Raw genomic sequence first — 4,861 nt, forward strand, 5'->3', positions numbered from 1 at the left:
GGAAAACCCAAACGTCAAGGTAAAGAATGTGGTCAACCGTTTGTGATCAATCCCACTAATAAAACCGTCTCTGACGAAACCAAACAATTAATTGATCAACTCTTGCTCGAACGAATTTCCTGACGAGGAATTGCTAGAGTAACTGGAGTGAGTTAGTCATGGTTACCAAACTATGTTAATAATAAATTTAGCCAAGTTCCCCGCCAGGTATAGGTAACAGACAAACCTAAAGGCAAATTAATCAGAGAATGTGATGAGTTATGGTCATTCGTATTTTGTCAGAAAATCAAGGTATATATTTGGTTAGCTATCGATAGAACTACGCAAGAAATTATTGGTTGCTATGCGCGGAGATAGGAGTCGTCAATCAGCCCAAAAACTTTGGGGCTAGTTTACCCGGTGTTTACCGACAATGCGCGGTTGCTTACACATACTTTTGGGAGTCTTATAAGACAGTAATTCCCAGTAAACGTCATCGACCGGTCGGGAAAGAAACTGGTCAAACTAATCCTATTGAAGGATTAAATAGGGTTTGCTGAATAATGGTAAAACCCTTTTAAAATAAGGCTTTTGACCTGTTAAAGTCCGATGTTAGTGCAAGAAAATAGGATTGGGACGTTCAAAAACCTTGCATTATCCTTCTTGTAGTACATCGCTTGGTACAAAAAACAAGGGCAACAAAGCCTAAAACGACCGGCTCCTGACTCCTGACGACCGGCTACTGACTCCTACCCCCAGGAAAAACTTTTTCAGCAGACCCTAAATAATACCTTTCGACAAAGGATTTCTCGGCTGGTGAGAGAGAGTCTATCTTTCTCTAAAAAAATGGAGAATCACGTTGGGGAACCCTTTGGTATTTTATTCATGACTACAATGCCCAATTAGCAAAGGTTTGAGCTATCACCACTACAATAAAATCACTACCCAAATTTCATTCCTCTACGCAGAATTCACACCACCTCAAGTTCAATGCCAGACCAGAAGCTCATCAGAGCAACTTGATTCGCAATTGGCAGCCCACCACATCCGCCTTCCCATACCTAGTCGGCAATAACGGGTACGGTAGGGATCGAACCTACAACCGTCCGCTTAGAAGGCGGATGCTCTATCCATTGAGCTACGTACCCAAGAAAGCACAATTATAGATTATAGCTCCAACAGTGACAAGTGGTAGGACTAATTTTCGCCGTTGCCCCTCTTTGCCACTGTCCAAGCTTAATGATGGTGGTGATGTCCGTGGTGATGATGGTGATCGGAATGAATGTGAGGAATTGTTACAGAACTATTGACAGATAAAGCCTCTTGTGATAGTAAAGCTTCGATATGTTCCTCGGCCCAATCGGCGACCATCTGGCAAAATTCGGGGTTATCGTTGACACAGGCCATCTGCACATAATTAACCTGGTTGTGTTTGCGGCGTAAAGCTTCGATAATATGCTCCACATCCAGCAAAGTTTCGTGATTTTCCGTAGCAAAGCCAATTGGCATGAAAATTAAAGCTTTGGCCCCCAATTCGATTAAATTCTTCGCCGCTAACTCTGCATTCGGTTGCGTCCATTTAATTAAAGGGGTTTGGTGATTTAACCAACCCACAGAAATCAAGGGATAACGATAGATTAATTTTTCCCGGACTAACTCGTATAAAGCTTGACTTTCATCGATTCCCGACGTAAATCCCTTAGCTTCGTGGGGACAACCGTGATTCATTAAAATAATGCCAATTTGCGAGGGAAGACAGCTACTAGCTACCTCGGCCGCGATTTTTTCCTCCACTAACCGCGCCATTAGCTCTATGTAAGCGGGTTGGTTATAAAACGAGGGAATATAGCGCAATCCTTTGACCCAATGTTCCCCCGTTTGTCCCTGAGCTAAAGCTTTGTTAACTTGTTCGATCGCAATGCCACTGGTAAAGATAGAATCAACAACGAGGAGAGGATAGATCAAAATTTTCTCGAATCCCCGTTCGCGGATTTCCGTTAACACCTGTGCCGGTAAAAAAGGCGCGCAGAAGTTAAACGCTTTGAATACCTCCACCCGATTACCCCATTTTGCCTGTAAATTGCGCTCGATTTCCTGTCTTTGATGCTCGAAAATGTGGTTATGGGGCGAAATAAAGTGATTATGCTGGTGCTGCCATTCGTGTAGGTCAAATAGGGCCAATAATTTCGCTAGGGGAGGATAAACCCAAGTCGGTACAGGAGCGAACTTAGCCGTCAGCAAATTTAAGGCCTGTTCATTATAGTTGGCAAAGTCCTCATAACTCTCCACTTCCCCGTATCCCATCAATAATACCGCCACTCGATCGCTGTGGTTGTGGGTAGCGGCTAACTGTTGTTGATCTGAAATGGCAACCACGTTTTTAACCCCGATTTTCTAAGTGAAAAACGCTATATCACTGGGATAGTAGCACTTTTCTATCCTATCCCCTCGCACGGGATAGACCGCTAAAAATTTATAACCTCTACAGAATCATACAGATTGCTTATCATCTTCATTAACAAAACGATATGTAAAGAAACTTTAAATAATGTTAAGATCGTTGCAGTCCCACCTATGAGAGATATGACAGCAGGCGTGTTTGGTAGCTTACCTTTTCCCAATCAGAGCGGCGATCAACTCATCAGTAAGGCGGTGAGTGCTGCGATCGCTGCATTATTCAAACGCACAGGCAAGCTGACAGCGACTGTCCGCGCCGAACCCGTAGCCAAATTACTGCAAGGCAGTATCGACGGTTTTGACTTTATCGGTCAGTCGATGCTGATGTACAATGGCCTACGCATCGAAGCCATGGAATTGTATGTACAAGCGGTGGCGATCGATTTTAGTGCCATTTTTACCGGACAGGTAAAACTCCGTCAACCGACGCGGGCCACTTTGCGGGTAGTTTTAACGGAAGAAGACTTAACCACCTCTTTTAATACACCTTTTATTGTCGAAAAACTGCAAAGATTAGAGTACGAAGGTAAATCAATTCACTGTCAGAACACGGAATTAATTCTCAATGACGATAAAACTTTAACTCTGAAAAGTCTCATCAAATTGGGAGAAGAAGAACCAATTCTTCTAGAAATGACCACTGCTGTGGTTGTGGAAGAACGGCGAAAAATTCAATTTGTTGAGGTGGTTTATCAAGGCGACGAAAGATCGAAAGCTTTAGGAGAAGCTTTAATCAGCCACGTTAACAACCTCATGGATTTAGATAAATTTGCCCTCGATGGTACTCAATTAAGGGTCGATCGACTACGTTTAAAAGATAAACAGATTATCTTTTATGGTATCGCCGATATCGAGCGTTTTCCCCAAAGAAAATAGGCAATCATCAACGGGTGTAAAAATATCAATAGTTTTACAGACTTTACCCTAAAGATGAAGTATAACCTAATTTGGTATTGACTCCTGAATCCTGACTCCTGAATCCCCAAAACGAAAACCTCGTATCTCACCATTGAGATAACTGCTGTAGGTTTCAATCGTGCTTGTGGCTACAGGGAGGCACAGGATCGTAACCTCCGGGGTGAAAGGGATGACAACGGAGAATACGCTTAATTGCCAACCAAGAACCCCGCAGCACACCAAAGCGATCAATCGCTTCCATGGCATACTGGGAACAGGTGGGTTGAAAACGACAGGAAGGGGGAAATAGCGGCGAAATAAACCGTCTATATCCCTCAATTAAGCCAATAAAAATTCCTTTCATCGATGTCACCTCGATCGCCTAAACTAAATAGATAGTCAATTTTCGCTTTTGCCACGTGGAACTATCCCACTCTCTCCTATTTTCGATCGGTTTGGTCGCCTGTTATCTAGCTGTTTTGATTCTGATCGCTGAAAAATTAAAAAGTGTTTTCAGTACCGATGGCGAAATTACCCGCAAAGTTGTCCACATTGGCACGGGAAACGTCATCCTTTTTGCTTGGTGGTTAAATATCCCCGCTTGGGTGGGAATAAGTGCGGCCATCCTAGCGGCAAGTATCGCTATCCTATCCTATTTTTTCCCCATTTTACCCAGTCTTAATAGTGTCGGTCGCCGCAGTTGGGGAACTTTTTTTTATGCTGTTAGTATCGGTGTTCTCGTGGCTTATTTTTGGCCAATTTCTCACCCCGAATACGCAGCAATGGGTATTTTAATTATGGCTTTAGGAGACGGATTAGCAGCCCTAGTGGGACAAAATTTTGGTCAACATCCCTACAAAATTTTCGGCAGTGGCAAAAGTCTGGAAGGTTCCCTGACTATGTTAGGAGTCAGCTTTCTAGTCAGCTTGATTATTTTATCTTTTATTAATGGCATTAATCCGCCAATTATTCTAGTATCTTTATTAACGGCGATCGGAGCTACTATTCTAGAAACTTTCTCGAAACTAGGTATAGATAATCTCACTGTACCGATTGGTAGCGCCGCCATTGCCTATTTTCTTACCCAAATTTTCATCTCAAGCTAGTCTATCTCAGCTTATTCACAAGGGCCGAATCTAAAACCTCATTGGTTAAGCTAAGTAGGGAGGCACAATTATTTGTTAGGATGGGTTAGTGGTAGCGTAACATGAGCGGGTGTTGGGTTTCATGCTTCAACCCAACCTACGTTCTATAGTTAGCAATCAGCTTTTTAGTCAGCTGTACCGATAACTGATAACTGATAACTGATAACTGATAACTGGCTCTTCTCGGCTTTGTGTGATAATTTTTGCTTATGGAATCGTGAAATGCTTACTGGACAAGACTTTTAAGACTATTTTGCGGATATTCTATCAGTATAGACCTCGTTTCCACACAGAAACCAGAAGAGCCGATAACTGATAACTGATAACTGATAACTGATAACTGATAACTGATAACTGATAACTGATAACTGATAACTGATAAC

At 42.6% G+C, this 4,861-nt stretch carries 4 protein-coding genes, 1 tRNA gene and 1 pseudogene; 3 read left to right on the forward strand and 3 right to left on the reverse strand.

The window, feature by feature from the left end:
• Positions 1-508 (forward strand): annotated as a pseudogene (locus IM509_RS05865) (IS1 family transposase); the annotation flags it as partial.
• Between the two features lie 546 nt (positions 509-1,054).
• Here IM509_RS05865 and IM509_RS05875 read toward each other — a convergent pair.
• Positions 1,055-1,127 (reverse strand) — tRNA-Arg (locus tag IM509_RS05875).
• Between the two features lie 88 nt (positions 1,128-1,215).
• Complete coding sequence (locus IM509_RS05880) at positions 1,216-2,355, reverse strand: ferrochelatase (protein WP_052276752.1); 1,140 nt, start codon at positions 2,353-2,355, stop codon at positions 1,216-1,218.
• Positions 2,356-2,553: 198 nt separating this feature from the next.
• Between IM509_RS05880 and IM509_RS05885 the strand changes: the two genes are divergently transcribed.
• Positions 2,554-3,312, forward strand: coding sequence for an LmeA family phospholipid-binding protein (locus IM509_RS05885; protein WP_081417871.1), 759 nt, complete (start codon positions 2,554-2,556; stop codon positions 3,310-3,312).
• Positions 3,313-3,466: 154 nt separating this feature from the next.
• Here IM509_RS05885 and yidD read toward each other — a convergent pair whose 3' ends face one another.
• The gene (yidD, locus tag IM509_RS05890) at positions 3,467-3,697 is read right to left on the reverse strand and encodes a membrane protein insertion efficiency factor YidD (RefSeq protein ID WP_002757748.1); all 231 of its coding nucleotides are present in this window, start codon (positions 3,695-3,697) and stop codon (positions 3,467-3,469) included.
• A 55-nt stretch (positions 3,698-3,752) separates the two neighbouring features.
• On the opposite strand from yidD, the gene IM509_RS05895 reads away from it, so the two are divergent.
• The gene (locus IM509_RS05895) at positions 3,753-4,439 is read left to right on the forward strand and encodes a diacylglycerol/polyprenol kinase family protein (RefSeq protein WP_052276750.1); all 687 of its coding nucleotides are present in this window, start codon (positions 3,753-3,755) and stop codon (positions 4,437-4,439) included.
• Positions 4,440-4,861: the final 422 nt, after the last annotated feature.

The organism is Microcystis sp. M31BS1 (genome assembly GCF_020245285.1).
Taxonomy (GTDB): Bacteria; Cyanobacteriota; Cyanobacteriia; order Cyanobacteriales; family Microcystaceae; genus Microcystis; species Microcystis panniformis.

Excerpts from the sequence above, each read along its gene's own strand:
- yidD (WP_002757748.1), bottom strand. The coding sequence starts at position 3,697 with ATGAAAGGAATTTTTATTGGCTTAATTGAGGGATATAGACGGTTTATT.
- IM509_RS05885 (WP_081417871.1), top strand. The coding sequence starts at position 2,554 with ATGAGAGATATGACAGCAGGCGTGTTTGGTAGCTTACCTTTTCCCAAT.